This window comes from Amycolatopsis sp. NPDC003861, assembly GCF_053605405.1.
On the sequence record NZ_JBSGJD010000001.1, the window covers coordinates 42,832 to 68,116 of the forward strand.

At 71.6% G+C, this 25,285-nt stretch carries 20 protein-coding genes; 11 read left to right on the forward strand and 9 right to left on the reverse strand.

Annotated features, from left to right (window positions below; translation table 11 throughout):
• The first annotated feature begins 35 nt into the window (after window positions 1-35).
• From ACWEVN_RS00205 to ACWEVN_RS00235, 7 genes are read left to right on the forward strand one after another with little or no spacing between them, the layout of a single operon-like run.
• A complete protein-coding gene (locus tag ACWEVN_RS00205; RefSeq protein ID WP_452049636.1) occupies window positions 36-1,253 on the forward strand; it encodes an ATP-grasp domain-containing protein in 1,218 nt (405 codons plus the stop codon).
• Complete coding sequence (locus ACWEVN_RS00210; RefSeq protein ID WP_452049637.1) at window positions 1,250-2,491, forward strand: MFS transporter; 1,242 nt, start codon at window positions 1,250-1,252, stop codon at window positions 2,489-2,491. The genes ACWEVN_RS00205 and ACWEVN_RS00210 overlap by 4 nt, the downstream gene beginning before the upstream one ends.
• 18 nt (window positions 2,492-2,509) lie before the next feature.
• A complete protein-coding gene (locus tag ACWEVN_RS00215; protein ID WP_452049638.1) occupies window positions 2,510-3,844 on the forward strand; it encodes a hypothetical protein in 1,335 nt (444 codons plus the stop codon).
• Window positions 3,845-3,859: 15 nt separating this feature from the next.
• Window positions 3,860-4,534: a cyclase family protein gene (locus tag ACWEVN_RS00220; RefSeq protein ID WP_452049639.1), complete on the forward strand. Its 675-nt coding sequence runs from the start codon at window positions 3,860-3,862 to the stop codon at window positions 4,532-4,534.
• On the forward strand, window positions 4,527-5,684 hold the full coding sequence (locus ACWEVN_RS00225) for a DUF362 domain-containing protein (protein WP_452049640.1): 1,158 nt from the start codon (window positions 4,527-4,529) through the stop codon (window positions 5,682-5,684). Before ACWEVN_RS00220 ends, ACWEVN_RS00225 begins: the two co-directional genes overlap by 8 nt.
• Window positions 5,681-7,021: an anthranilate synthase component I family protein gene (locus tag ACWEVN_RS00230; RefSeq protein ID WP_452049641.1), complete on the forward strand. Its 1,341-nt coding sequence runs from the start codon at window positions 5,681-5,683 to the stop codon at window positions 7,019-7,021. The genes ACWEVN_RS00225 and ACWEVN_RS00230 overlap by 4 nt, the downstream gene beginning before the upstream one ends.
• Window positions 7,018-7,599 carry an anthranilate synthase component II gene (locus ACWEVN_RS00235; RefSeq protein WP_452049642.1) on the forward strand — a complete coding sequence of 194 codons (582 nt, stop codon included), beginning with the start codon at window positions 7,018-7,020 and terminating at the stop codon, window positions 7,597-7,599. The genes ACWEVN_RS00230 and ACWEVN_RS00235 overlap by 4 nt, the downstream gene beginning before the upstream one ends.
• A 64-nt stretch (window positions 7,600-7,663) precedes the next feature.
• On the opposite strand, the gene ACWEVN_RS00240 is transcribed toward ACWEVN_RS00235, so the two are convergent.
• Both ACWEVN_RS00240 and ACWEVN_RS00245 read right to left on the reverse strand, forming a co-directional pair.
• Entirely contained in the window at window positions 7,664-10,159 is a 2,496-nt protein-coding gene (locus ACWEVN_RS00240) for a DNRLRE domain-containing protein (RefSeq protein ID WP_452049643.1), read from the reverse strand.
• Window positions 10,160-10,330: 171 nt separating this feature from the next.
• Window positions 10,331-11,785: a cellulose binding domain-containing protein gene (locus ACWEVN_RS00245; RefSeq protein WP_452049644.1), complete on the reverse strand. Its 1,455-nt coding sequence runs from the start codon at window positions 11,783-11,785 to the stop codon at window positions 10,331-10,333.
• A 163-nt stretch (window positions 11,786-11,948) separates the two neighbouring features.
• Between ACWEVN_RS00245 and ACWEVN_RS00250 the strand changes: the two genes are divergently transcribed.
• Both ACWEVN_RS00250 and ACWEVN_RS00255 read left to right on the forward strand, forming a co-directional pair.
• Window positions 11,949-12,449 (forward strand): SigE family RNA polymerase sigma factor, encoded by a 501-nt coding sequence (locus ACWEVN_RS00250; RefSeq protein WP_452049645.1) that lies wholly within the window; start codon window positions 11,949-11,951, stop codon window positions 12,447-12,449.
• A complete protein-coding gene (locus tag ACWEVN_RS00255) occupies window positions 12,449-13,492 on the forward strand; it encodes a hypothetical protein (RefSeq protein ID WP_452049646.1) in 1,044 nt (347 codons plus the stop codon). Before ACWEVN_RS00250 ends, ACWEVN_RS00255 begins: the two co-directional genes overlap by 1 nt.
• 43 nt (window positions 13,493-13,535) lie before the next feature.
• On the opposite strand, the gene ACWEVN_RS00260 is transcribed toward ACWEVN_RS00255, so the two are convergent.
• On the reverse strand, window positions 13,536-14,258 hold the full coding sequence (locus ACWEVN_RS00260; protein ID WP_452049647.1) for a PP2C family protein-serine/threonine phosphatase: 723 nt from the start codon (window positions 14,256-14,258) through the stop codon (window positions 13,536-13,538).
• Between the two features lie 26 nt (window positions 14,259-14,284).
• On the reverse strand, window positions 14,285-15,862 hold the full coding sequence (locus ACWEVN_RS00265; protein ID WP_452049648.1) for a GMC family oxidoreductase: 1,578 nt from the start codon (window positions 15,860-15,862) through the stop codon (window positions 14,285-14,287).
• 44 nt (window positions 15,863-15,906) lie between these two features.
• On the opposite strand from ACWEVN_RS00265, the gene ACWEVN_RS00270 reads away from it, so the two are divergent.
• A complete protein-coding gene (locus ACWEVN_RS00270; protein ID WP_452049649.1) occupies window positions 15,907-17,349 on the forward strand; it encodes a GMC oxidoreductase in 1,443 nt (480 codons plus the stop codon).
• Window positions 17,350-17,430: 81 nt separating this feature from the next.
• Here ACWEVN_RS00270 and ACWEVN_RS00275 read toward each other — a convergent pair whose 3' ends face one another.
• The 4 genes from ACWEVN_RS00275 to hisD all read right to left on the reverse strand — a co-directional run bounded on the left by ACWEVN_RS00275 (window position 17,431) and on the right by hisD (window position 22,931).
• Window positions 17,431-19,218, reverse strand: coding sequence for a thiamine pyrophosphate-binding protein (locus tag ACWEVN_RS00275; RefSeq protein WP_452049650.1), 1,788 nt, complete (start codon window positions 19,216-19,218; stop codon window positions 17,431-17,433).
• Window positions 19,219-19,255: 37 nt separating this feature from the next.
• Window positions 19,256-19,924, reverse strand: coding sequence for a ThuA domain-containing protein (locus ACWEVN_RS00280; protein WP_452049651.1), 669 nt, complete (start codon window positions 19,922-19,924; stop codon window positions 19,256-19,258).
• Entirely contained in the window at window positions 19,921-21,510 is a 1,590-nt protein-coding gene (locus ACWEVN_RS00285) for an APC family permease (protein WP_452049652.1), read from the reverse strand. The genes ACWEVN_RS00280 and ACWEVN_RS00285 overlap by 4 nt, the downstream gene beginning before the upstream one ends.
• A 95-nt stretch (window positions 21,511-21,605) precedes the next feature.
• Window positions 21,606-22,931: a histidinol dehydrogenase gene (gene hisD, locus ACWEVN_RS00290; protein WP_452049653.1), complete on the reverse strand. Its 1,326-nt coding sequence runs from the start codon at window positions 22,929-22,931 to the stop codon at window positions 21,606-21,608.
• A 128-nt stretch (window positions 22,932-23,059) separates the two neighbouring features.
• On the opposite strand from hisD, the gene ACWEVN_RS00295 reads away from it, so the two are divergent.
• On the forward strand, window positions 23,060-24,664 hold the full coding sequence (locus ACWEVN_RS00295; RefSeq protein ID WP_452049654.1) for a PucR family transcriptional regulator: 1,605 nt from the start codon (window positions 23,060-23,062) through the stop codon (window positions 24,662-24,664).
• Window positions 24,665-24,724: 60 nt separating this feature from the next.
• On the opposite strand, the gene ACWEVN_RS00300 is transcribed toward ACWEVN_RS00295, so the two are convergent.
• On the reverse strand, window positions 24,725-25,132 hold the full coding sequence (locus ACWEVN_RS00300) for a hypothetical protein (protein WP_452049655.1): 408 nt from the start codon (window positions 25,130-25,132) through the stop codon (window positions 24,725-24,727).
• Window positions 25,133-25,285: the final 153 nt, after the last annotated feature.

Consider the following 25,285-nt stretch of genomic DNA (forward strand, 5'->3'; position numbering starts at 1 on the left):
AGGCTGGACCACTCCGAGCCCGGACAGGAGCAGACATGCCGAACCTCGTGATGGTCATGCCCTATAAGGCGTACCTCGGCAAGGCGCGGGCGGAGGGCTTCCGGATCACCGCCATCTGGGACCCGGCCGAGGCCGCACGGCTGTTCGGCGCGGACGCTCCCGGGTACCTGAAGGAGGTCGAGAGCCTGGCCGAGAGCCTGTGGCTGGTCGACTTCACCGACCGCGCGGCCTACGCCGAAGCGATCCGCGCGGCCGTCCGGGACACCGGTGCCCGGCACGTCTGGCACGTCGGCAGCGAGGAGAGCATGCAGCTCGCCTACGAGGTCGCCGACGAACTCGGCGTGGCGGTCAACGCACCGCGGTCGGTGTTCCTGCTCAACGACAAGCTCGCCATGCGCACCCTGTTGCGCGACAAGGGCATCTCGACCGTCCGGTTCGCCGTCGCGGACCGCTGGCAGGACGTCGAACGCCTGCTGGCGCGCTTCACGCTGCCGGTCGTGGTGAAGCCGGCCGCGCTGTCGGCCAGCCGCGGGACGCGGCTGCTCACCGACCCCGCCGAGCTGCCCGGGTGGGGCGACGAGCTGGCCGCGCTGGCCTGCTCCGGGCCGCTGCTGGTCGAGGAGTACCTGCGCGGACCCGAGTTCAGCGTCGAGACGATGACCGTGCGCGGCGAGCACCACGTCCTCGGCGTGACGCGCAAGCTGCTCGGCCCGCTGCCGCACTTCGTCGAACGCGGGCACCTCTTCGGCGAACCGGAGACGGCGCAGACGCGGGCCGTCGCCGCGCTCGCGGTCGAGCTGCTCGACGCCGTCGGCTACCAGTGCGGACCGGCGCACACCGAGGTGATCCGCACCGCGGACGGCCCGCGGATCGTGGAATCGCAGGCCCGGCTGGGCGGCGACAAGATCCCGGACCTCATCGGGCACGCGCGCGGCTTCGACGTCAAGCGCGCGATGTTCGCCGCGCTCGCCGGGCGGACGTCCCTGCCGGAGCCGAACGGCCCGGTCGGGCACATCGCGTACTTCTCCTTCCCCCCGGGAGTCCTGCGGTCGGTGACCGGGCTCGACGCCGCCCGCGCCCTGGACTACGTGGACACCCTGAGCTTCCCGTTCGCGCCCGGTGACGTCCTGCCGGAGACGGTCAGCTCGAAGACCCGCCACGGGTTCGTCATCCTCACCGGCTCCGCGAACGCGGCGGAGGCCCAAGCCCGCGCGGACCACGTCCGCGCCCTGATCGAAGTGGAAGTCCGATGAGGGCCTTCTTCGCCCTGCACCGCAACGTCCGGGTCCGGATCGGCCTCGCGTTCGTGCACAAGCTGATCGACGCGATGATCCTCACCTTCATCGCGATCTACCTCGCCGCGCACGTCGGCGTCGCGGTCGCCGGCGCGCTGATCCTGGTGTTCGCCGCGTTCGCGGTGGTCGGCATGCTCGCCGGCGGGCACCTGTCCGAACGCTGGGGACGCCGTCCCGTGCTCGTGATCGGGGACGTCGTCGGCACCGGGTTCCTCGCGCTGATGGCGGTCGCCTACTACGCCGGCTGGGGCGCGCTCGCCGTCTACTTCAGCTACGCCGTCGTGAAGTTCGGGACGAACCTCGCGCTGCCCGCCAACGACGCGACGATCATCGACGTGACGCCCCCGGAGGAGCGCAAGTTCGTCTACACGGTCAACTACTGGGTCATCAACCTCGCGCTCGGCACCGGGGCGCTGCTCGGTGCCTTCCTGTACAGCACCCACTTCGGCGCGGTGATCCTCGGCGGCGCGATCGGCATGGCGTTCGCCCTCACCGTGACCGTCACGCTCGTGGCGGAGACCAAGCCGGAGACGCCCCGGCCGGCCACCAAGCTCACCGGGGTCGCCCAGTTCGTCCAGGGCTACCGGGTGGTGCTGGCCGATGCGACGTTCCGCCGGCTGATCATCGCCGCCACGCTGATCCTGACCCTCGAAGGGCAGCTGAGCACGGCGATCGGGATCCGGCTGGCGACGGACTTCCCGGTGCAGCCGGTGTTCCCGTTCGGCGAAGTCACCGGCGTGGAGATGCTCGGCGTGCTCAAGGCGGTCAACACCGTCCTGGTCGTCGCGTTCGCGCTGGTGGTCAACACGCTGCTCAAGCGGATGCCGGACCGCGCGCGCCTGTACGCGGGCATCACGCTGTACGCGGGCGGGTTCGCGGTCCTCGCCGTCACCGACGACGCGTGGCTGCTGCTCGTCGCCGTCGTCGTGCTGACCGCCGGGGAGCTGATGAACCTGCCGGTGCAGCAGGCCCTGCTGGCCGAGCTGGCCCCGGACGACGGCCGGCCGCGGTACCTGGCCGCGTACTACCTGCACATCCGGTTCGGCCAGATCGTCAACTCGATCCTGATCAGCCTGAGCGCGATCGTCAGCACGCAGGGTATGGCCGGGATCTACCTGCTCTTCGGCGTCGTGATCATCCTCCAGTACCGCGTGATCCTGGCCCGCCGCGCGACGCCCGTCCCGGTCTCCGCCTGAACCCCCTGGAAGGTAACCATGTCGGCACGGTCCGATCGGATCACCAAGGCCTACCTCGACGCGTGCGCGGACCCAGCGAGCCCCTTGCGCCACGCCCGGGAGAACCTGGAGCTGTCGGAGACCAAACGGCTTTCCTGGCCCCGGTTGCTGCCGCGGCCGGTCGTCGTCGACGAGGCGGAGTACCGCGCGTTCGGCCGGGACCTCGTCACGGTCTACGAGCTCGTCTGCGCCTTGCCGCGGCGGCTGTTCGACGGCGACTTCGACCGGTTCCGCCGGGCGCTCGGCATCGACGACCGGCACGCCGCGCTGATGACCCGGCTGCTCGGCGAAGGACCGCCGCCGCTCTACGGCCGCGCCGACGTCTACTACGACGGCACGGCGTTCAAGCTGCTGGAGTACAACATCGGCAGCGCGCTCGGCGGCCTGGACATGGTGGGCACGCTGCCCAAGGCGTACCTGCGGGTCCCGGCGGTCGCCGAGTTCGCCGCCGAGCACGGCCTCGGGTTCCTGGACATGGGCTCCGACCTCGCCGCTGCACTGCGCACCGCGGGCAAGCCGATCGGCGCCGGCGAGCCGGTGGTCGCGATCGTCGAAGGCCCCGGCGGGATGACGACCTACGGCCACCAGCGCCGGGCCATCGCGGAGCTGCTGGCGGAGAACGGCGTCGAGTGCCGCGTCGGCGAGATCGGCGACCTGGCGTTCCGCTCCGGCAAGCCCTACCTCGACGGCACCGCGGTCGACGTCATCCTGCGCTACTACGGCCTCGAGGAGATGCTGGCGCACCCGGACTGCGACGCGCTGCTGGAACCGGTGTTCCGCGCGCACGAGAACGGCCGGGTCGTCGTCTGGACCCCGACGAACGTGTTCAGCAACAAGGGCACCCTCGCCATGCTGTCGGAGTTCGCCGGCACCTTCGAGCCGGCCGAGCGGGCGGCGATCGAGCGCGTGCTGCCGTGGAGCCGGATGCTCGGCCGCCCCGGCGCCGGTCCCGACGCCGGGCGCATCGAGGAGTGCCTCGAGCGACAGGACCGGCTGGTGTTCAAGCCGACCGGCCTGTACGGCGGCCAGGGCGTCGTGATCGGCCCGGAGGTCGACGCGGCGACCTGGCGGGAAACGCTCGAAGCCGGTTCGCGGACCGGCTCGCTGGTCCAGGAGATCGTGCGGCCCAACCTGGAGGCGGTGATCGACCCCGGCACCGGCGAGCGCTCCGAGTGGTACGCGCTGTGGGCGGCGTTCATGACGCCGACGGGGCTGTCCGGCGGCGGCGTGCGCGCCATCCCGCCCGGCGGCACCACGGTCATCACGATGATCAACAACCCCGACGTCCGCAACACCTGTCTCGTCACCTGCTGAGCAAGGAGAATCCCGGTGCCCCGATTCGTCGACCTCACGCACGGCTTCTACGACGGAATGCCGTCCTACCCCGCCGACTGGTTCCCGAAGTTCGTCAGCGAACGTTCGATGACGCCGGAGACCGACCCGTACGGCACCAAGCGCACGTTCTCCTACCTGCACGTGTTCCCGCACAACGGCACGCACATGGAGTACAAGCTGCACTTCTTCCCCGGCACCGAAGGCATCGACGAGGTGCCCCTCGAGACGCTGATCGGCCGGGCCTGCGTCGCCGACCTGTCCTTCAAGGGCGAACTCGACGAAGTGACCGGCGAAGACCTCGAAAAGACGCTGCGGGCCGTGTGGCATCCCGGCGACCGGCTGCTCATCCGCACCGACTACCTGCGGCACAACTGGGGCCGCCCCGACTACTGGGACCGCCCGCCCTACCTGACGCCCTCGGCGGCGCGGTGGGCCATCGACAACGGCGCCTGCCTCATCGGGTTCGACTGCCTCACCGAGCGGCCCGGCGACGCGGAGTCCCCGGTGCACCACGCGCTGCTCGCCGCCGGCATCCCGCTGCTGGAGTACGTGACCAACCTGCACGAGCTGACCCGGCCGGTCGTGCAGCTGATCGCGCTGCCGACCAAGGTGGCGGGCGCCGAGGCCGCGCCGGCGCGGGTCATCGCGGTGGAGGACACCGATGACTGAGGCGGTCGCCCTCACGGCCGTCGGTGCCGACGCCGACGTGCCGGCCGGCCTGGACCGGCTCCTGGACCTGCTCGGCGGCCCGCTGTCCGGGCTGCCGGCCGGCGCGGAGGTGCTGATCAAGCCGAACCTGTTCCAGACGGCACCCGGGTTCCACGTGCGGCCGGCGCTGCTGGCCGCGATCGCCCGCGTGGTCGCCGAGCACGGGGCGCATCCGGTGATCGCCGAGCGCACCCACGCCATCTACGAAATCCTGGGCGACCACGAGGCCGCGAAGTACGCCCGGGTCGTCAGCTTCGACGACCTGCCGCTGCGCATCACCGGCATCCCGGAGGCGACGTCGCTGCGGGTGCCGATCGCCGTGCCCGAGCTGATCCTGGACTGCGACTACTTCATCGGCGTCCCGCAGCTGCGCACGCACGCGAGCGTCGTCTACTCGAACGCGATGAAGAACCTGGTCGGGTTGCTGCCCGGGTACACGACCCGGATCGTGCACATGGCGGGGGTCGACGAGTCCACCGTGGACCTGAATCTGATGCGCCCGCAGGACCTGGTGGTGTGCGACGGGACCACGGTGATCGAGGGCAACTACCCGATGGACGGGCGGGCCCGCGAGGCCGGGTTCCTGGCCGCGAGCCGCAACGCCGTCGCGCTCGACGTCGCCGTCGGCACGCTGGCCGGCTTCGACCCGGACAGCGTCGCGTACCTGCGGGACGCGCACGAGCGGGGGATGGGGCCGGTTTCCCTGGACGACATCGAGCTGCTCGGGACCCCGCTCGAGGACCTGGCGTTCGACATGGTGAAGGCGCCGGTCGAGATCGTCGTGCCGCGCGAGGGGATCCACGTCTACGCCGAGAACGCCTGCCCGGCGTGCAGCCGGTTCGTCGCCGGGGCGATGAAAGCGCTGGCCGGGGAGCTGTGCGAGTGGGACGGGGAGCTGACGGTCATTTCCGGGCCCCAGGTCGAGGTGCCGCCGTTGCGCGGGGAAGTGGTGCTCGTCGGCAACTGCCTGTACGAAAGCCGGGACCTGGGCATCTTCGTCGAAGGCTGCCCACCGCGGGCGATCCAGCTCGCGGCGTTCCGCTACGCCATGGGCAAGCCCGTCGGCGCCCACGAGCGGACGCAGTTCCGGGTGCCGGCGGGCGCGCGATGATCACGTCCGCGCTGTCGCCCGGAGCCCGGCTGCACCGCCACGTCGTCCGGCTGGTGTCTCCGGTCGACCCGGTGGCGGCCGCGGCGGCGTTGCGTCCGGCGGGGCGCGTCATGCTCACCGCCGGGCCGGGCGGCCGGGACGCGGTGCTGGCCGCGGGCGAGCTGGCCGTCCTGTCGCACCCCGGCGGTGACGGGCCCGCCCCGCTCACCGCGGCGGTGGAGCTGCTGGCCGGGCTGGACCTGCCGCCGGACACCGCCGACGCCGAGGCGGCCTGGTACGGCTTCCTGGCCTACGACGCCGCGCGCGACTTCGAGCGGCTGCCCGACCGCCACCCGTCGGGCGGGCGTCCGGTGTACGAGTTCTTCCTGCCCGAGGTGCTGGTCACCGAGGGGCGGGTGATCGGCCGCGGCACGACACCGGCGGCCGCGCGCAAGGCGGCCGAACTCGTCGCCCGCACGCTCGACCGGCTCGTCGTGGCCCCGCTCGGGGCGGTCGCGGTCGGCGCCGGGACGTTCGGCTTCGGCTACGACGAGTACATCGACGCCGTGCGGCGCGCACAGCGGCACATCCTCGACGGCGACGTCTTCCAGCTGGTGCTGTCCAACGCCTGGACCGCACCGGCCACAATGGATGGGCTGACTGTCTACAAAAGACTTACGGAGATCAACCCGTCGCCGTACCACTTCTGGTACGGCGGTCCGAGGTTCGAGGCCGTCGGCGCGTCTCCGGAGCCGTGCCTGACGCTCTCGGGCGGCCGGGCGCTGATCCGCCCGCTGGCCGGCACCCGGCCGCGGGGCCGCGACGGCCACGCCGACCGGCTCGCCGAGGACGACCTGCGTTCGTCGGTGAAGGAGCTGGCCGAGCACCGGATGCTGGTCGACCTGGCCCGCAACGACCTCGGCCGGGTCTGCCGCCCCGGCAGCGTGTCGGTGGAGCGGCTGCTGGCCGTCGAGCGGTACTCGCACGTCATGCACCTGACGTCGGACGTCCGGGGCGAGCCGTCGGAGGGGCGCGGCACCGCCGAGCTGATCCGGGCGACGTTCCCGGCGGGCACCATGACCGGCACGCCGAAGGTGCGCGCGATGGAGCTCATCGAGGCCCTGGAGCCGGCCCGGCGCTGGCTGTATTCGGGTGCGGTCGGCTCGTTCGGGGTGTCCCACGTGGACCTCTACCTGACGATCCGCAGCATGGTGTGGTGCGACGGCGAGGTCCGGCTGCAGGCCGGCGGCGGCATCGTCCACGACTCCGACCCCGCCGAGGAGTACGCGGAATGCCTCGCGAAGCTCGGGTCCGGCGCCCGGGCCCTCGGGGTGACGGTGGAAGGGGCGGCGGCATGATCTGCGTGCTCGACAACTACGACTCGTTCGTCTACAACCTGGTGCAGTACCTGGGAAACCTCGGCGCGGAGTGCGAGGTCCACCGCAACGACGAGATCTCGGTGGCCGACGTCGCCGCGCTCGAGCCGGACCTGGTGCTGATCTCACCCGGCCCCGGCGACCCGGCGGACGCGGGCATTTCGGTGGACCTGGTCCGCGGCCTCGCCGGGCGCGTGCCGATCCTCGGAGTGTGCCTGGGCCACCAGGCGATCGGCGCGGCGTTCGGGGCCCGGATCATCCACGCGGCCGAGCCGATGCACGGCAAGTGCACACCTTTGACCCACGATGGCCGCGGGGTGTTCGCGGGCCTGCGCACCCCGCTGACCGTGGCCCGCTATCACTCCCTGGTGATCGACCCGGCGTCGCTGCCGGCCGGCCTGGAGGTCACGGCCTGGTCGCCGGCGGGCGAGGTGATGGGCGTCCGCCACCGCGAGTTCCCGATCGAAGGCGTCCAGTTCCACCCGGAGTCCCTGTTCACCGAGGAGGGCGTGGCCATGGTGGCGAACGCGATGCGCTCACGCAGCCTGGTGCACGGCTGAGCCCGGCCGCGGTCGAGCCTGCGGCCCCACTCCCCGGTGGGAGCAGGGCCGCAGGCTCACTCGGTCAGTGGACGTACACCGAATACCCGATGCCACCCGACCTGCCGCCGTCCGCTGTGTTGCCTCGGACGAACACCGCGTAGGTGCCTCGCTCGGGTGGGGTCCACGTCATCGTCCCCGTACCCGAAGCGTCCGCCGGCACGGTGGCCTCGGCGGTCTCCACGCCCCGGTCGTCCCGGATGGAGTACGTGTACGAAACGATGCCCGGCATGCCCGGCGTGAAGGTGAACGTCCCCGGCACACCGGCACCGCCCGACCACACGCCCTCCGGGTATTCCCGAGACGACACGTACGGCGCGCTCAAGACGCTGAAGTAGTACGTGCTCTCCTGCGAGGACACCTGGCCGGCCGTCACCGTGCGCACCCGCAGGGTGTGGGAGGCCCAGCCGTCCGGGGGGAGCGGGGGAGCCCACGGCAGCACGGCGTGCCCGTTGTCGGCGGCCAGCTGCTGGAACGGACCCCAGTCGAACGAGTACTCGAACGTCACCGCGCCCGGCTGGCGGGCTTCGAACGCGAAGGTGCCGGGGAACACCCGGGCGTTCGGCTGGAACTCCTTCGAGGTCACCGTCGGGCCGTTCGTCACCGTCCACGTGATGTTGTCCGTCGACGACCACACGCCCGCCGCGTTCCTCGCGCGGACCAGCATCTCGTAGTCGCCGATCTTCGGCGGGGTGTAGGTCACCGTCGCGGTGGTGCCGCCGACCGGCACGGTCCACCTGGTCGCCGGGTCCGCCGCGAGCCAGTACTCGAACGTCACGGCGTTCGGCATCGGGGTGGTGAAGGTGAACGTGGCGGCCCGGCCCTCCGTCCCGATGTCGCCCTGGTGGCCGATCTCCGGCCGCCAGGTGTTGAGCGACAGCCGTTTTTCCGCCACCGGAGACAGCCCACCGGACGCGTCGCGGGCCTGGACGCGCAGCAGGGTCTGGTCGGCCGAGGTGAACTCGACCGGCAGCGCGGCGGTTCCGCCGGCCTTCGCCTTGACCGTCCACTTCGTACTCTCGGCACTGGCGAACCAGTAGTCGTACTCGACGACGTTCGGCAGTCTCGGGGCGGCCGTGTACGTGGCCGCGGTACCCAGGTCGACGTTCTCCGGCCCGCTCACCACCGGGGACGCATCGACGAAGAACCGGTACTCCCGTTCCGGCGACTTCGCGCCCGAGGCGTCGCTGCTGCGCACGAACAGCACGTGGTCACCGCCGGTGGCCGGTGTGATCGTCACCTCGGCGACGCCGCCCTCGCCGGCCGCCACCGTGGCGGACGCGCCGCCGTCCAGCCGGTAGTCGTACGCCACGACGTTCGGCATCCCCGGCGCGAAGCGGAACACGCCCGGCACGCCGATGCCGCCGTCCGGGCCGCCCTGCGGCGGGTAGCGGTCGGACGTGACCGTCGGCCGCGTCTCCTTGACGATGAACGTGTAGTAGGTGCTCAGCGAGAGGTTGCCCGCGCGGTCCCACGCCCGCACGACCACCGACTGCCAGCCGCTGGCCGTCGGCGTGAAGCTGACGGTGGCCTTGCCGTCGCGGCCGGCGGCGATCTCCCGCGTGGTCCCGCCGAAGTTGTAGTCGTACTTCGCGACGTCGGTGGACCCGTTGGGGGAGAAGGTGAAGTCGCCCGCCACACCGATCCCGCCGCCCTCGGCGCCCGCCGGGTACGTCGTGGAGACGACGGCCGGCGCGTTCGGGTCCGTGTTGTCGACGGTGAACCGGCACGGGCCCGCCGTGGCCGACTTCGCCCCCCAGCTGTCCTGGGCGTACACCTCCCACGCGTAGGTGCCGTCGGCGAGGTCGGAGGTGTCCGGGTACGCCGTGGCGGGGTCGCCCCACCCGGCACCCGTGTGCCGCTGCGCCGGGTTCGCCACCGGCCACCACGTGAATTGCCCGGACGTCAGGTCGCCGTTCGGGTCGGACACCTTCGCACTCAGCCTCAGCTGCCAGCTCGCGAGCGTTCCGGTGCCGTTCTTGGCGCAGGGTGCGTCGTTGGCGCGGAGGTCGGCCGGCTTCGCGGGCGGCGCGTTGTTGACGACCCGCAGCGTCGGCGGAGCTTCGATCAGCCGGTAGAACGCCGGGTCCGCCTCGTGGGCTTCGGCGACGCGGAAGCCCAGCGTGAGGTGCCGCGCCTGGTGGGCGACCGCGTCCCGCACCGCGGAGGTGACGTCGAACGTGGCGTGGTTGTCGATGCAGCTGCCGTCGCCACCCCTGGACGCCACCCGGGTCTGCTCCACCGGGCGGTTCTGCCAGGCCGACTGCTGGGTGTAGGCGGAGGTCCGCCACACCTCGGTGGCGCGGCTGTCGCAGTCGACGTAGTGCGTCTCGCCGGCCGACAGCAGCACCGTCGTGAACGGCGCGCCCCGCAACGAGCTCAGGTCGAAGTCCACATACGAGCGCTGGCGGTGCGGTGTGGTGTCCCAGGTGCCGATCGGCAGGCGGTCGCCCGGCTTGAAGTAGGTGGTGGTCGGTGCCGCCGAGTCGACGTAACCCCAGGACGTCGCGGACAACGTCACTTCGGAACGGTGTTGACCAGGCGTTTCGGCTACCGCGATCGCACTGTCGGTGACAATCAACGCGAGTCCTACGGCGAGCAACGTCAGCGATCTTCGTAAGGTCATGCCGGTTCCTCCCTTGTTCCCTGCATGCGGGAGGTACACGCCTGAACGGGAGGATCGGTTGCCGGCTCACCACGTGAGCGGGAGGGTGGCGATGTAGTCGGTGAGCAGTCCGGAGATGATGCGGTGGTCGTGGCCGGAGAAGTGCCAGTCGCACCCGAGGTGGTCCAGGCGCGGGTCGTCGAAGTTCCAGAACCGGACCCGGCTGTCGCCGCGGGCGTTGCGGTCGGTGACGACCTGCTGGGCCTGGGTGGCGAACAGGTTCGTCGCGCCGACGACGATGATCGTGCCGGTGCCGTACTGCGCGCGGAGCTTGTCGAGGAAACCCTGGTACGCGCTCTGGTACGCGGCGATCAGGCCGTCGGCGGTCCACGGCTCGCCGGAGTGCAGCGCCGTGCTGAAGTCGTTGGTGCCCAAGGCGACCACGACCAGCTGCGGCCGCCAGCTGGCGGGGTTGTGCCACACGTCGCCGGAAACGTTCTGCAGGGTGCGGTCGTAGTAGGTGCGGAAGTCGGTGCCGGGGTCGCCGCCGTTGTAGTTGCGGACCATGCCGCGGCCGGAGTACGCGTTGACCTGGTAGTCGGCGTTCAGGCCGTGGGCGGTGAGGGCGCCGTAGCTGAGGTCGGTGTTCGTGTTGCGGTCGATCCCGCCGTTGGCCGAGCAGTCGCGGGTGGTGGAGAGATCGCCGTAGCCCGCGGTCAGGGAGTCGCCGATGAACTCGATCTGCCGGGTGCGGGCGGCGGGTTTCGCGAGGATCTCACCGCCGGGTGCCGCGGCGAAACCGTCGAATTCGCCGGCGACCCACGGGCTTTCGGTCCGTTTGACCAGCCGCACGCTGTGTTCCGCGTTGGTCAATCCCCGGATCCGGCGCGTGGTGCGGCCCGGGGTGACCAGGGTGGCGACCGTGGTGCCGTCGATCTGGATGTCGTAGTCGTTCTGGGCGTCATTGAGCCGGACGTCGACGCCGGTGCCGCGGAAGCGGCCTTCGAAGGAGATGCCGGGCCAGGTGTACTGCGCGGCACCGGCCGTGGTCTTCACCCGGCCCACCGTGTACGCCCCGGCCAGCGGGTCCGCGGGCGGTGGCGACGTGGTCGTCGTCGGGGGGACGGGACCGTTGCACGGGGTGCCGTTGACGGCGAACCCGGTGGGCACCGGGTTGGCGGAGGTCCACGAGCCGGTGAACCCGAGCCGGGTGCTCGCGCCGGTGCCGAGGGAGCCGTTCCAGGCGGCGTTGCCGACGGTCACCCGGTCGCCGGACTGGGTGACGGTGCCGTTCCAGAGCTGGGAGACGCGCTGGCCGTCGGTGAACGTCCAGGTCAGCTGCCAGCTCGCGACCGGGTCGCCGAGGTTCGTGACGTCGACGTCCGCGCGGAAACCGCCCTGCCACTGGCCGGCGATCGCGTAGTCGACCCGGCAGCCCGTCGCGGCCCGGGCGGCGGGAACCGCGCCGACGGTGACGACGGCGGCCGCAACGGCCAGGACACCGGCGACGGCGGCCGGCCGGGATCGGCGGGTGGTGTGCATCTGCGTTCCTCCGAGAACAGGCAAGGGATGGGGCCGGTTCTGGAAGCGCTCTCAGGGTGATCTTATCCGCTGGGCCGCCGAACCTGAATGCCTCGTTCAGACGAAACGCGGAAAGTTCGGCGTGGCGGTACACGGATCGTGCGCGGGAGCAGTCTTCGTAGTGATGGCTGACTACGACGACTTCGTCCGGGCGCACCTGCCGCGGTTGCTGCGCTACGCGACGATGCTGGCCGGGGAGCGGGAGCAGGCCGCCGACCTGGTGCAGGACGTGCTGGTCAAGGTGTACCGGCGGTGGTCGCGGATCAGTGACGCCGAGCACCCCGACCGGTACGTCCTGCGGATGGTGACCAACGACTACCTGTCCTGGCGGCGCAGCCGGTCGGCCCGGCTGATCGCCGTGGGCGACCCGCCGGACGAGGCGCGCCCGGACGACTTCGCGTCGGACCACGCGGCACGCGAGGACATGTGGCAGCGCCTGGCGCGGTTGCCCCGGCGCCAGCGCGCGGTCGTCGTGCTCCGGTACTACGAGCAGCTCCCCGACGCCGACATCGCCGACCTGCTCGGCTGCGCCCAGGCCACCGTGCGGGCCCACTCCCGCAAGGCCCTGACCACCCTGAGACACGGCCTGAGCCTCGACCGGATGGCCCAGGCCAAGGAGAGCTGATGGAGATCGAAAACTTGATCAAGGACACCTTCGCCGCCCACGAACACGACGTCCCCGACAGCGACCGGGTCCTGGCGGCCACGCGGGAGCGCCTCGACCGCCGGCGCGCCGTGGTGAGCCGCCCGCTCGCGGCCGGTGCCGGGGTGGCCCTGCTCGCGCTGGGCGCGGTCGCCGTCGTCGCGCTGAACCGGTCCGAGCCGGACAACCGGGTGGCCACGGGCGCCGGCCCGAGCGGCGCTCCGGCCGCCGTCGAGGCGCCGGCCAAGCCCGGCATCGCCGAGCTCGCCATGCCCTACTCGCTCGGCTGGCTGCCGCCGGGCAAGGCCGACTACCTCGTGCGCCGGATCAACATCGGGGGCAGCGCGGCGAACCCCGATCAGCCGGTCTACGGCGGCGAGTACCTGCTGACCGTGACGTCCGGGCGCCAGGTCCTGCTGGTGGACGTGCAGGAAATGCGGTCGATGCCGATCGGGAGCGCCGCCTTCAAGTCCGGTCCGGGCCGGCCCGTCACCATCGGCGGGCGGGCGGGGGTGGAGAGCTCGAACTCCGGCGGCCCGGGCGGCTACGAGGTGTACCTGACCCACCCCGCCGGCGGCTCGCTGTACGTCAACGTGGCCGCGCAGCCGGGCAGCACGGCGGCGGCGCAGCAGCTGACCGACGCGGGCCGCCGCGTCGCGGAGAACGTCACCTTCCCCGGCACGACCACCGTCGCCCCGGCGTTCGGCCTCGGCAAGCTTCCCGACGGCCGGCGGATGTGCACGTTCGAGGTCGAGGACCACGGCCCGGGCGGGGCGCGCACGAGCTACTCGGTGGGCACGTGCAGCACCCTGCCGCCGATCCAGGTGCGCGGCGACGACGCCGACCGGGTGCGCGGCACCGCGGGCGAGCGGGTCCAGGGGCACGAAACCCGCTACGTGGAGGAGAAGGGCTACCACACGCTCTGGATCCTCAAGGCCGTCCACGGCGCGCCGATCGCCGTCGCGGGCCCCGGTCCGCGGACGGAGCTGTACACCATCGCCGAGCACCTCGTCCTGCCCCGCTGAGCGGCCGCGGGTCCTCTTCGGACAGACCGAGGAGGACCCGCGCTCAGTTCGGGGTGACGTGGACGACCACCGCGGTGGAGTTGTCGTTCCCGCCGGCCTCTTCGGTGTCGGCGAGCAGCCGGTGCACCTGCCGATCCGGGCCGTCCGCCCGCTGCAGGACCTCGCGGATCCGGGGGTAGGGCACCTGATCGGCGACGCCGTCGCTGCACAGCAGGAAGACATCGCCGGCGCGCGGGGCGACGTTCAGCACGTCCGGTTCCGAGCGCGCGTGGTCGCCGACGTACCGGGTCAGCCGGTAGCGGGCGGCGTGGGCTTCGGGTGAGTCGAAGGCGTACCAGCCGTTGACGGCGCCGAGCCACGCCATGGTGTGGTCGACGGTCAGCTGCTCCAGCAGGCCGTCCCGGAGGCGGTAGCCGCGGGAGTCGCCGATCTGCACCAGCCACAGCCCGGCGGAGGACGCGGCCAGGGCGGTCAGGGTGCAGCCGGTCAGCTGCCCGATCCGCCGCCCGGCCGCACCGACCTGCACCTGGGCTTCGGCGACGGCGGCCCGGAGCGTCGAGGCGTCGAGGGTGCCGGCCGCGCGGATCCGGTCGGTGAAGACGTCGACGGCGGTCCGGCCGGCCGCGCGACTGCCCTCCCCGTCACCCATGCCGTCGGCCACGACCGCGAGCAGGGGGTCCGCCGTCAGGTGCACGACGTCGAAGTTGTCCGGGTACCGCCGGCCGACGACACTGCCGGCCGCGGCCCGAAAGGCGAAGTCGGTCATCCGAGCCGGATGCCAGGCGATCGGCCTCAGGACGCCTTGATGAACGCCGCGGCTCGTTCGCCGATCATGATCGCCGGTGCGTTGGTGTTGCCCGTGACCAGGGTCGGCATGATCGACGTGTCGGCGACGCGGACGTTGTCCAGGCCGTGGACGCGCAGTTCGGCGTCGACCACCTTGCCCATCATGCAGGTGCCGGACGGGTGGTAGAACGAGAACGACTGCGTGCGGATGTAGTCGTCGATGTCCTGGTCGCGGTCGCTCACCGGGGCCAGGCCGGCGCGGGCGGCCTCGGCGAGCCCGCCGTCGAGGACGTCGGTGAAGCCGGGTTGCCCGGCGATCCGCATGCAGAGGCGCACGCCTTCGCGCAGCCTTTCCCGGTCGCCCTGGTCGGCGAGGTAGTTGTGGAAGATGCGGGGCTTCGCGTACGGGTGGGAGTGCCGCAGCGTCACCGAACCGCGGCTTTCCGGGCGGGCGACGTACGGGCCGAACGACATGCCGGGCTCGAGCGGTGCGGCCAGGCCCTGGTCCCGGACGATGCCCAGCGCCGCGTGCAGCTGGATGTCCGGCGCCGGCTGGTCGTCGCCCGAGTACAGGAAGCCGCCGACCTCGGTCCACGCCATCGGGCCGGTGCCCGTGGCCCGCAGCCGGTCCTCCTCCTCGGCCGTGTCCGGGCCGAGCACCGGGGGCGTGCTGCTGACGAAGCTGATGAAGCAGCCCGTGTGGTCCTGCAGGTTGCGGCCGACGTCGGGCAGGTCGTGGTGCGGGCGCACGCCGGCCGCGGCCAGCTCGCCGGCCGGGCCGACGCCCGACTGCAGCAGGAAGTGCGGCGAGTTGTACGCGCCCAGCGAGACGACGACCTCGCGTTCGACCCCGATCGTCCGGACGGTCCCGAGGTGGTCCACTTCGACGCCGGTGGCGCGCACGCCGTCGAATCGCAGGCGCAGGGCCAAAGTGGACGGCAGGACGGTCAGGTTGGCGCGCTCCGCGGCGGGTTCGAGGAACGCGACCGCGCTGCTGCAGCGCAGGCCCCGGCGCTGCGTCACCTGGTAGTAGCCGACGCCTTCCTGGTCGGCGCCGTTGAAGTCCGGGTTCGCGCGGTGTCCCGCGTTCTCGGCCGCCTCGACCCAGTTCCGCAGCAGCGGGTGCACGGCGACCGGGTCGCTGACCGTCAGCGGACCGCCGACGGCGTGGTAGTCGTCGGCCCCGCGCCGGTTGTCCTCCGACTTCTTGAAGAAGGGGAGGACGTCGTCGTAGGACCAGCCCTTGTTGCCCAGCCGTTCCCACGTGTCGTAGTCGTAGCGGTGCCCGCGCACGTAGAGCATCGTGTTCATCGAGCTGGTACCGCCGATCGCCCGCCCGCGCGGCAGGTAGGCGCGCCGGCCGCCGAGCCGGGGCTCCGGCTCGGTCTCGAAGTCCCAGTCGTAGATCGTCTTCAGCTGCTGCGAGAACAGCGCCGGGATCTCGAACAGGCGGCCTGCCGCCGCGGGACCCGCTTCGATCAGCGCCACCCGGACGTCGGGGTCTTCGGACAGTCGCGCGGCCACGGCGCACCCGGCGGACCCGGCACCGACCACCACGTAGTCGTAGCTCTCAGCTCGTGTCATGGTTCCGACGCTAGCCAGGCCGGAGGCGCCGAACCATGCACACCATGGGCGGTTCGACGCTCGCGTGGGCACTGCGGGACTCCGGTGCCCGCGTCCTGGTCGCCGAGCGGGGCGGGTTCCTGCCCCGGGAACCGGAGAACTCGCAGCCGGAGCAGATGTACCTGAAGGGGCGGTACAAGAACGCCGGCCAGTGGTACGACGGGAAGACCGGCCGGCCGTTCGCGCCCGGCGTCTACTACTGGGTGGGCGGCAACACGCGCTTCTACGGCGCCATGCTGCCCCGGTTCCGGCGCAGCGACTTCACCGAGGTCGAGCACCGCGAAGGACGCTCGCGCGCGTGGCCGTTCGGCTACGACGACCTCGAACCGCACTACGGCACCATGGAACGGCTGCTGCAGGTGCACGGCCAGACCGGCGAGGACCCGACGGAACCGCCGCACTCGACGCCGTACCCGCTTCCGCCGCTGCCGCACGAGCCGACCGTCGAACGGTTCGCCGATTCCCTGCGCCGCCAGGGGCTGCACCCGTTCCACACCCCGAACGCGCTCAACGTGGTGACCCAGGCCGACCGCGCGGCGGTGACCACGGCGGACGGCTGCCCCGACGAAACCGGGATGAAATCGGACGCGGAGAACCGGATCCTGGTCCCGGCGCTCCAGGCCGGGGTCAAGCTGCTGACCGACGCCGTGGTCACCCGCCTGATCACCGCGTCCGACGGCCGGACCGTGGTCGCCGCCGAGGCCCGCCACGGCGGCCGGACGATCCGGATCAGCGCGCGCAAGTTCGTCGTCGCGGCGGGCGCGGTCAACTCGGCGGCGCTGCTGCTGCGCTCGGCGAACCCCGGGCAGCCCGGCGGGCTGGGCAACTCCTCGGGCCTGCTCGGCCGGAACTACATGGTCCACAACAGCACGTTCTTCGTGGGCGTGAACCCGTTCCGGACCAACCCGACGAAGTGGCAGAAGACGCTGGGCATCAACGACTTCTACGAAGAGACGCTCGGCAACCTGCAGATGCTCGGGAAGCTCCAGGCCCCGATGCTCAAGCCGGCCCGGGCGTGGGCGCCGATGTGGGCGCTGGAGTTCATGTCCGCGCGCAGCATCGACATCTACCTGACGAGTGAGGACCTGCCGTCGCGGGACAACCGCGTCCGGGTCGAGGGCGACCGCACGATCATCGACTGGACCCCGACCAACGTCGGCGTGCACCACGAGCTGGTCCGGCGGATCACGAAGATCGTCCGCAAGGCCGGTTACCCGCTGATCTTCACCCAGCGGATGGGGATCGAGACCAACTCGCACATGTGCGGCACCGCGGTCGCGGGCACCGATCCGGCGGAGAGCGTGCTCGACCCGTTCTGCCGCAGCCACGACGTCGGCAACCTGTGGCTCGCGGACGCGTCGTTCTTCCCCTCGTCGGCGGCGCTCAACCCCGCGCTGACCATCGGGGCCAACGCGCTGCGCATCGCGCCCTCGATCGCGGCGGCCTGACGGCGGAAAGGAGCCCCGGGGCTGTTGCCCCGGGGCTCCCGCACGCGGCGCGACGTTCTCGTGCGCCGGACTCGGGTCTTCTCAGAGGTGTTGCTCGGTCGCCCGCGTCCGGTGGTACTCGTCCTGGCGCTCGTCGGTGACGTAGGCCGGGATCGGGAAGTCCCACCAGCCGGGGACCCACGGTCCGGCCGCGTCCCGGTCGGTGGGCACCTCCACCAGCGCCGGCTCGCCCGACTGGACGGCCTTGCGCAGGATCGGCTCGAGCGAAGCGGCGTCCGGCACCTTCCACGACTCGATCCCGAAGGACGCGCCCAGCGCGGCGAAGTCCGGGCTGTAGGGCGTGCCGTCCGGGCGTGAGAACTCCGTGCCGATGTGGCGGGACGTCTGCTTGCGCTGCCCGCCCCGGATCGACATGTACCCCGCGTTGTTCTGCACGACGAACACCACCGGCGCCCCGGTCGTCACGCTCAGCGCGATCTCCTGCGCGGTCATCAGGAAGTCGCCGTCGCCCACGACACAGGCGACCGTGCGGTCGGGCCGGCCCAGCTTCGCGCCGACGGCGGCGGGGATCGCCCACCCCATCGACGAGAAGCCCCCCGACGTCAGGTGGGTGCGGGGCTCGTACACCGGGAACGTCTGCTTCACCGCGCCCTGGGTGTTGCCCGAGCCGGCGACGATGATCGCGTCGCGGGGGAGGGCGGCGCGCAGCGCGCCCAGCGGGCGCTGGGAGGTGAACGGGAACCGGTCGCTGTCGCGGCGGCCGGCCAGCTTGTCCTCCCAGTCCTGCTTGAGCTGCGCCAGCTCGGCCAGGTACTCCGAGCGGTCCACGGCCGTGCCCGGCAGCGAGTCCACCATGGCCCCGACGGCCCGCTGCGCGTCGGCGACGATTCCGACCTCGGCGGGGTAGTTCTTGCCGATCTCGTGCGGGTCGATGTCGATGTGGATCAGCTTGGCCGGCGGGATGGAGAAGCTGATCCCCTGGGCGTAGCTGGACGCCGACCAGTCGGTGAACCGGCAGCCGACCGACACGACGACGTCGGCCGAGCTCGCGATCGCGTTGCCGACCAGCGTCCCGGTCTGCCCGACACTGCCGGCGAACAGCTCGTGGTCCTCCGGGAAGGCGCTCTTGCCGTTCCAGGTCGTCACGACCGGGATCGACCAGCGTTCGGCCAGCGCCTTGACCTGATCGCCCGCTTCCGAGGTGATCGCGCCGCCGCCCACGACGATGACCGGCCGCCGGGCGCCGCGGAGCACCTCGACCGCGCGGTCGACAGCGAGGGGGTCCGGGTGCTGGCGGCCGACCGGGATCCGCCGCTCGAGGTCGTGCAGCCGGACGTCGGCGGCTTCGGCCTGGACGTCCATCGGGACTTCGAGGTGCACCGGCCCGGGCCGCCCGGTGAGCATCGAGTTGAAGCACCGGTGCAGCACGAACGGCAGCTCCTCGACCCGGGTGACCACCCAGTGCCGCTTGCTGACGGCCTCGGCGACCTTCGGGAAGTCGTTGGCCGTGTAGCGGTCCAGCTCCTGGAGCAGGCCGTGGCCGCGCATGTGCGTCGGCGGGCCGCCGGTGATGACCAGCACGCTGGTCGAGTCGGTGAACGCCGTGCCCATGCCGATCACGGTGTTGCTCGCGCCGGCCCCGATCGAGGTGACCGCGGCGATCGGGCGGCCGGTCGCGCGGTAGTAGCCGTCCGCGAGGTGGACCGCGCTCTGCTCGTGGAAGGTCTGGACGAACGGGATCTTCGATTCGTCGTCCAGGAAGGCGTCGGTCAGGGACCAGATCCCGTGGCCGGGGATGCCGGCCACGTAGCCGACGCCGTAGTTGTGCAGGGTCCGGGCGACGATCTGGCCGCCGGTGAGGACGGGCATGTGACTCACTCCGTTCTGTGTTCGAGGGCTCCGGCGTTCAGTGGCTCCGGCGGGCGGCCCAGGCGAAACCCCGCTTGCACAGCCGGGTGACGTCCGGGTTCTGCAGGTCGTCCAGGTCGTGCCCGACGGCGCTGTAGAAGACCCGCCCCCGGCCCCAGTTCCGGGTCCAGGCTTGCGGGATCGTCCGGCCGTCCAGCCAGGACAGGTGTTCTCCGGTGAAGGTGGTCTCCGCCAGCACGTGGTTGTTCGGGTCCACGGACATGTAGTACTGCTCCGACGCCACGGCGAAGTCCCGCACCCCGGAGGTGATCTCGTGCGTCCGGTCCACGATGGACACCCGGTAGGGGTACTTCACGCCTTCGCCGGCCGGGTGCTCCAGGAAGCTCCCGCCGAGCAGCAGGTGGTACTTGAGACTGAGCCGGAACGCCGCGGCCGCGCCGTGCCACGCGGCGATCCCGGTGCCCGCCTCGACCGCGCCGAGCAGGCTGTCCTCCTGGGCCGCCGAAAGGCCTTCGGCCAGCAGCGCGTTGTTCCAGTTGAGGGCGATCAGGTCGTAGCCGGTGAGGTCGGCGTCGAGCGCGAAGACGTCGTTGGCCTCCGTGACGTCGAAGCCGAGCTCGCCGAACAGCGGCAGCGCCCACTGGTCGGCGACCTCGTAGGGCTTGTGCCCCGGCCAGCCGCCGTAGAGGTACAGCACGCGGGTCACGCGGTCCTCCTTTCTGCCTCGGTGACCGAGGCGGCACGGTCCCGCAGCCGGGCCGCGATCTCGAGCGCGTCGCCTTCGGGTGCGGTGGACTTCCGGTCCGGTTTCGCGGCCAGCAGGTAGACCAGTCCTACCGCCGACACGATCAGGAAGCCGATCAACGCGATCCAGCGGTCCACGAACGAGGTACCGGAATCACCGGTCGGGGCGGCCAGCAGGATCATCGCGAGCACGCCGTAGACCAGCGCCGCGACGTTGACGACCAGGCCGTACCGGCCCAGCGTCCAGGCCCCGGCGGGCCGCCAGCCCTTCAGCCGCATCCGCAGCGCGGCCAGCACGACCATCTGGAACGCCAGGTAGCCGGCCAGGACCTGGAACGCGACGATCCGCACCAGCGAGTCCGGCGAGAAGTAGACGAACACGAAGATCAGCACCGGCACGACGTTCACCGCGAGCAGCGCGTTCATCGGCACCCGGTGCCGGGACGTCACCTTCGAGAACAGGCGCGAGCCGGGGAACATGTCGTCCCGGGCGAAGGAGAACACGATCCGGCTCGCCGCGGCCTGCTGGCTCAGCACCCCGGCGATGAACGAGGTGAGCGCGACGATCAGGACGAGCTTGGTACCGACGAGGCCGATCGAGTTCTGCAGGATCGCCGGGATCGGGTTGGTGTCCTGCCCGGAGAGGATCGAGCCGAGGTCCGGCGCGGCGAGCGCGTACCCGGCGAAGGCGAACAGCGCGGCGACCCCGCCGACGACGACCGTCAGCTGCATCGCCCGCGGGATGCTGCGGGCCGGGTTCGGCACCTCCTCGGCGACCTCGCCGCAGGCCTCGAAGCCGTAGAAGAGGAAGAGCCCGACGAGCGACGCGGCCAGGAACGCGCCGAGGTAGCTGCCCGGGTGGCTGACGCCCGAGGTGGAGAAGAAGATCGAGATCGAGTTGTGGCGCTGGAAGATCAGCAGGTAGAGGCCGACCAGGACGATCCCGATGAGCTCCGCGGCGAGCCCGATCTTGGAGATGATCGCGAGCGTGCGGGTGCCGAAGCTGTTGCACAGCAGGCAGATCGCGGTCACCGCGACGGCGATGAGCAGCCGCTGCCCGGGCGTCGACGTCACACCCGGCTCGGCCGACGTGCCGCCGAAGAGGCTGGCCACGAAGTCCGAGCTGAACAACGCCGTGCTGGTGATCCCGATGGTGATGCAGGCGATGTAGATCCACGCCGTGAACCACGCGTAGCGGCCGTTCCACAACCGGCGTGACCACTGGTAGAGGCCGCCGGCCAGCGGGAACTGCGAGACGACCTCGCCGAACACCAGCGCGACGAGCAGCTGGCCCAGCCCGACAATGACGATCCAGAAGATCGACGGCCCCCCGGCCGTCGACAGGCCCACCGCGAACAGGGACACCACGCCGACCAGCGGCGAGAGGTAGACGAAGCCGAGCGCGAAGTTCGCCCACAGGCTCACTTTGCGGTCGAAGCGCTGCTGGTAGCCCAGCGCGGCGAGGAGTTCGGCGTCCTCGCGGGACGAGACCGGCGCGTCGGACGATGGGGCCGCGGTCACGGGGACCGCTGGGTTTTCGGTTGTCATGGCGACCTCCGGGGGCCGAAGTGATGGTGCTCCTGTGCGGTCGCGCGTCGCCGTGGTCGACCGGCTCGGCGCGGAAGATCCCCCGCTCGCGCCGGTCAGGCGCGCCCGAAAGCGTGATCGGTCCACCCGAGCCGGGCGGAACCGAAGCGTGCGCTGCGAATGTCACCCGAGCGCGCGTGTCCTTCGAAGTTCTCCAACCGGGAGACACGGCCGCAGAGCTCGCCCAGCTCGGCGCTGGACCCGGCGTCCTGGATCTCCTGGTAGGTCACGGTCTTGAGGTACTTGCCCACCCACAGCCCGCCGGTGTAGCGGGCCGCGCCCAGGGTCGGCAGCACGTGGTTGGTGCCGATCACCTTGTCCCCGTAGGCCACGCACGTCTTGTCGCCGAGGAACAGTGCGCCGTAGTTGCGCATCTTCCGCAGCGCGGCGCGGGGTTCGGCGGTGAGGATCTGGACGTGCTCGCTCGCGTACTCGTCGGCGAGGGCGTAGGCGTCGTCGAGGGTTTCGACGACGAGGACTTCGCCCTTGTCCCGCCACGCGCGGCCGGCGACGTCACCGGTGGGCAGCCCGGGCAGCAGCTCCTCGACGTGGGCGATGGTGCGCGCCGCGACCTCCTCCGAGGTGGTGATCAGGACGGCGGGGGAGTCGGGTCCGTGCTCGGCCTGGGAAAGCAGGTCGGTCGCGACGACGAACGGGTCCGCGGTCTCGTCCGCGACGATCAGCACCTCGGTCGGCCCGGCGAACAGGTCGATGCCGACCTCGCCGAACAGCTGGCGCTTGGCCTCGGCCACGTAGGCGTTGCCCGGCCCGGCCAGCAGGTCGACCGGGGCGATCGTCTCCGTGCCGAGCGCGAGCGCGGCCACGGCCTGCACGCCGCCGAGGACGTAGATCTCGTCGGCGCCGGCCAGGTGCATCGCCGCGATGCTGATCGGCGGCGGCGTGCCGCGGTCCGGCGGGGTCGTCGCGGCGACCCGCTCGACGCCGGCGACCTTGGCGGTCACCACCGTCATGTGCGCCGACGCGGTGAGCGGGTACCGGCCGCCGGGGACGTACGCGCCGGCCGCGCCGACCGGGATGTTCCGCTGCCCGAGGTAGACGCCAGGGAGCGTCTCCACCTCGAAGTCGGCGAGGGATTCGCGCTGGGCCTGGGCGAACCCGCGTACCTGCCGCTGGACGAACCGCAGGTCGTCGAGGACGGTCTCCGGCACGGAGGCGACCACCGCGGCGATCTCGTCCGGCCCGAGCCGGTGGGAGTCCGGGGCCCACCCGTCGAACTTCTCCGACCAGCGCCGGACGGCGACGTCCCCGTTGCGCCGGACGTCGGCGATGATCTCGGCGACCGTGTCGGCGATGTCGGGACGACTGGTCCGCGACGCCGTCTCCGCGATGGGCTTCTTCACGAGCTTGGCCGCTGTGGACACTGCACACTCCCTTACCGAACCGGTGACCCCTGGTGGCTTGGGCATGAAGTCTGCGCAACGTCGGTCCGGGCCGGGAGACACAATCCGTGTAATAGTGAGCGCGTACGCTTCACACACTGGGAGACCGCATGCCCGAGGTCCTCACCGTCCGCGCCGCGCTGCAGCTCGAGGTCTTCCGGCGCACCACCGTTCACGTCTTGGCCGGCGAAGACCGCTTGGACCAGCCGGTCCGCTGGGTGCACACCGGCGAAATCCCCGACATCCACCGGTTCCTGTCCGGGCAGGAAATGCTGCTGACCGCGGGACTCGGGATGGGGGACACCGAGTCGGAGCAGCGCGCGTTCATCCGCCGTCTGGCCGACGCCCACGCGGCCGTCCTCGTCGTGGAGCTCGCGGGCCGGATGTTCGACGCGATGCCGGCGGCGGTCGTCGACGAGGCCCGCGCGGTCGGCCTGCCGCTGGTCGGCCTCGACGACGAGATCCCGTTCGTCGAGGCTTCCGCGCAGGTCCACGAGGTCCTGGTGGAGACGCGGGTCAGCCGGCTGATCGCCGAAGAGGCCACCGGGCAGGCGTTCCTGGACCTGCTCCTGGCCGACGAGGACTACGTCGGCATGGTGCGCGAGCTGGCGCGGCGCACCGGGCACGCGGTGGTGCTCGAAGACGTCGCGCACCGGATGCTCGCCTACAGCGGCTCGACCCCGGCCGCGGACGAACTCGTCGCCGGCTGGGACGCCCATTCACGGGCGATCCACGAGCGCCACCACCCGATCCTGGCCGGCGACGGGCCGCGTCCCCTCGCCCGGGCGGGCTCGTTCAGCCAGGTGGTGGCCTGCGCCCGCACGGCGGTCATCCTGCGCGGCGAATCGTGGGGCTGGCTGCACCTCCTGCACGGCGGCGCGGAGCCGGGGGCCGCCGACCTCCGGGCGATGGAGCGCGCGGCCGCGGCCGTCGCGATCTCCCTGCTGAGCGAACGCGAAAGCGGCGCCCGCGCGGCCCAGCGGCAAGGGGCGTTGCTCAACCGGTTGCTGCTCGGGGACATCACGGGCGAGAAGTTCGTCAGCCGCGCCCTGGCGCTCGGGCAGGACCTGCGCGACCGCGAGCTGATCGTCGTCGTCACGGCCCGAGAGGCGGCCGGTGAGCCCTTCGGTGACCAGGACCTCGCCCGGCTCCTGCGCGAAGGACGCTGGCCGGCCGTCGTCGGCGACATCGGGGACTTCGACCTGGCGGTGGTCGGCCTCGACGCCGGTTCGGCCGCGTTGCTGGAAACCCTGACCCGCCAAGGTGTCCGGGGCGGGTTGAGCCGGGTGGTCCCTTCGCCGGCGTTGCCGCAGGCGATCCGGCAGGGCCGCAGCGCCGCTTCGGTCGCCGCATCGGCCCCGGAGCCCGAGCTCATGCGCTTCGACGACCTCGGGGCGCTGCGCCTGCTGGTGGCCCTGTCGGAAGGCCCCGAACTGACCCGTTACGTCGAGGACGAGCTGGGACCGCTGCTGGAGCACGACGCCCGCACGAGCAATCCGCTGCTGCCGACGTTGCGAACGTTCCTGACGTGCGGCGGCAACAAGGCCCGCGCCGCCGACGCCCTGTTCGTCCAGCGGCGCACGTTGTACCACCGCCTCGATCGCCTGCGGGAAATCCTGGGCCTGGACCCGGCCGAGGTGGACAACCAGCAGCGGCTCCAGCTCGCGGTCCGCGGCTATGACCTGTTGCGCCGCCGGACGCCCCGGCACCCGTGAGCCGAACTCGCGGGTTTCCGCCGGGCCGGATCACTGGTCGACCACATCCGGAAACACCGATCACCGGATCGACCCTGTTAACGTTCTTCCGGACGGAACGACGTAAATCGGATGATCAGCCGGGGAGGCCGTGTGGGCGGCGTCGGAGTCGTGGTCGGTTTCCTGATCGACTGGTTGGTGCGTCGTGCGAAGCACGAACGTCGGCGGTTCCAGGCCGAAGCTGACCCGACTTCGGATGCCGGCCTCGGCAAGCTGCACGAAATGGTGGCTCGCAAATTGGGCAACGATCCAGCCTTGGCCGCTCTGGAGGACGAGGCGACCGAAACCGGCGAAGCCACGGCCAGAACGACGACGAGGGTCCGGCTCGCGCTGGAGGAAGCCGTCGAAGGAGACGAGACTTTCGCCGCCGGACTTGCCGCTGCCGTCCGGGAGATCGAGGACGGTATCCGGACAGCGGCGGGAGATCACAGCGTCGTCGTCGCCGGAGGCGTGACGGCGGCCGACGGTGGAATCGCGATCGGTGGGGTGACCGGTGGTTCGGTGGGGGTCAATCTCCCGAACCCTTCGAGGCCGTCGCGAAACCAGGGCAGATCGCGTCCGGTGTTCCAACGCCCAACCCGC

Coding starts and splice junctions, on each gene's coding strand:
- ACWEVN_RS00205 (WP_452049636.1), top strand. CDS start 36: ATGCCGAACCTCGTGATGGTCATGCCCTATAAGGCGTACCTCGGCAAG.
- ACWEVN_RS00210 (WP_452049637.1), top strand. CDS start 1,250: ATGAGGGCCTTCTTCGCCCTGCACCGCAACGTCCGGGTCCGGATCGGC.
- ACWEVN_RS00215 (WP_452049638.1), top strand. CDS start 2,510: ATGTCGGCACGGTCCGATCGGATCACCAAGGCCTACCTCGACGCGTGC.
- ACWEVN_RS00225 (WP_452049640.1), top strand. CDS start 4,527: ATGACTGAGGCGGTCGCCCTCACGGCCGTCGGTGCCGACGCCGACGTG.
- ACWEVN_RS00230 (WP_452049641.1), top strand. CDS start 5,681: ATGATCACGTCCGCGCTGTCGCCCGGAGCCCGGCTGCACCGCCACGTC.
- ACWEVN_RS00235 (WP_452049642.1), top strand. CDS start 7,018: ATGATCTGCGTGCTCGACAACTACGACTCGTTCGTCTACAACCTGGTG.
- ACWEVN_RS00245 (WP_452049644.1), bottom strand. CDS start 11,785: ATGCACACCACCCGCCGATCCCGGCCGGCCGCCGTCGCCGGTGTCCTG.
- ACWEVN_RS00250 (WP_452049645.1), top strand. CDS start 11,949: ATGGCTGACTACGACGACTTCGTCCGGGCGCACCTGCCGCGGTTGCTG.
- ACWEVN_RS00255 (WP_452049646.1), top strand. CDS start 12,449: ATGGAGATCGAAAACTTGATCAAGGACACCTTCGCCGCCCACGAACAC.
- ACWEVN_RS00260 (WP_452049647.1), bottom strand. CDS start 14,258: ATGACCGACTTCGCCTTTCGGGCCGCGGCCGGCAGTGTCGTCGGCCGG.
- ACWEVN_RS00265 (WP_452049648.1), bottom strand. CDS start 15,862: ATGACACGAGCTGAGAGCTACGACTACGTGGTGGTCGGTGCCGGGTCC.
- ACWEVN_RS00270 (WP_452049649.1), top strand. CDS start 15,907: ATGGGCGGTTCGACGCTCGCGTGGGCACTGCGGGACTCCGGTGCCCGC.
- ACWEVN_RS00275 (WP_452049650.1), bottom strand. CDS start 19,218: ATGCCCGTCCTCACCGGCGGCCAGATCGTCGCCCGGACCCTGCACAAC.
- ACWEVN_RS00285 (WP_452049652.1), bottom strand. CDS start 21,510: ATGACAACCGAAAACCCAGCGGTCCCCGTGACCGCGGCCCCATCGTCC.
- ACWEVN_RS00295 (WP_452049654.1), top strand. CDS start 23,060: ATGCCCGAGGTCCTCACCGTCCGCGCCGCGCTGCAGCTCGAGGTCTTC.